Origin of the sequence: Guptibacillus hwajinpoensis (genome assembly GCF_020171785.1) — a bacterium.
In the GTDB taxonomy this organism is placed as follows: domain Bacteria; phylum Bacillota; class Bacilli; order Bacillales; family Guptibacillaceae; genus Guptibacillus; species Guptibacillus sedimenti.
In genome coordinates this window covers 1-1,475 of sequence record NZ_JAIVAE010000028.1, presented here as the reverse complement: position 1 = coordinate 1,475, position 1,475 = coordinate 1, and the positions used below count along the sequence as shown (strand labels likewise).

At 35.7% G+C, this 1,475-nt stretch carries 2 protein-coding genes; both read left to right on the top strand.

The genetic code is table 11. From position 1 onward, the window contains the following. Positions 1-52: 52 nt before the first annotated feature. Complete coding sequence (locus LCL91_RS21815) at positions 53-616, top strand: transposase (RefSeq protein ID WP_224885593.1); 564 nt, start codon at positions 53-55, stop codon at positions 614-616. Between the two features lie 5 nt (positions 617-621). Then, the gene (locus tag LCL91_RS21810; RefSeq protein WP_224885595.1) at positions 622-1,446 is read left to right on the top strand and encodes an IS3 family transposase; all 825 of its coding nucleotides are present in this window, start codon (positions 622-624) and stop codon (positions 1,444-1,446) included. Positions 1,447-1,475: the final 29 nt, after the last annotated feature.

Genomic DNA, 1,475 nt, shown 5'->3' with positions numbered 1-1,475 from the left:
GGTATCGACCCCCAAAAGTTAGAGTAGAAAACTAACTTTTGGGGGTGTTTTTGTGGCTAAATATAGTGAGGAATTTAAAATAAAACTTGTAACCGAGTATTTAGATGGCAATCTTGGATATAAATCATTAGCGAAAAAATATAACATGCCCTCTCAAACACCATTACAAGATTGGGTAAGAGCTTATAAAACACAAGGGATAGAAGGATTAAAGCGAAGGGAAATAAAGAAAGCGTACTCTGTTCAATATAAATTAGATACGATATTATTTATGCTAGAGACAGGTGCTTCTTATCAGGAAACTGCTGAACAATTTAGACTGAACAATCCTTCATTAATTTATCATTGGACGAAAACATTTAATGAACAAGGAGTAGAAGGCCTGAAACCTAAATTAAAGGGGAGACCTTCTATGTCTAAGAAACCTAGTAAATCGGAGAAGAAAGAAGAGAAAAAGTTAACACGCGAAGAGGAATTAGAACGCGAGAATGAATTACTACGACTGGAAAATGCGTACCTAAAAAAGTTGAGAGCTTTTCGGGAGAATCAGAATGCCTTCCGCGAAAAGCACAAGCAAAGCTCGCATTCGAACTTAAAGAAGAAGGATTCAGATTAAAAGATATTTTCTATGTAGTGGGGATTCCCGAAGCAACCTATCACTATCATGTGAAGAATTATGGAAAAGAGGATCTGGATACAGAATTAAAAGAACTCATTACTTCCCTATTTAAAAAATTTCACGAACGTTATGGTTATAAACGTATTACGAAAGAATTAAAGAAATTAGGTCATAATATCAATCATAAAAAAGTGTATCGTATTATGCGTGAACTAGGATTAAAGTGTGTAAAATTTATGCGGAAATCCCGTAAATACAATTCGTATAAGGGGAATGTTGGGAAGGTAGCGAAAAACCGGTTATCGCGCCGTTTTAATACGCCTATCCCACTTCAAAAAATAGTAACCGACATTACAGAATTTAAATGTCTAAACGAAGAGAAGTTATATTTAAATCCCATTCTTGACCTCTATAACGGAGAAATAATAGCGTATGGAATCAAGAAACGTCCCACGTTAGATCTAGTCACGGAACCTTTACAAGAAACGATAGAAATAATAAAAAATCACGCAATCTATCGAACCACCATCCATTCTGATCAAGGCTGGCATTACCAGCACAATCAATGGGTGAAGGCATTAAAGAAAAATAATGTATTCCAAAGCATGTCACGGAAGTCTACATGCGCAGACAACGCTGCAATGGAAAACTTCTTTGGTATTTTAAAGCAGGAAATGTATTATGGAGAAAAATTAGTAAGCTATGAGGATTTAAGAAGCCGAATTGAAGAATATATCCACTGGTACAATCATGAACGGTCAAAAGAAAAATTGGATGGACTAAGTCCAGTTGAATACCGAACTCAGTCCATCCAATTAGCTGCATAACAAAACTCTAACTTTTGGGGTTACCCACC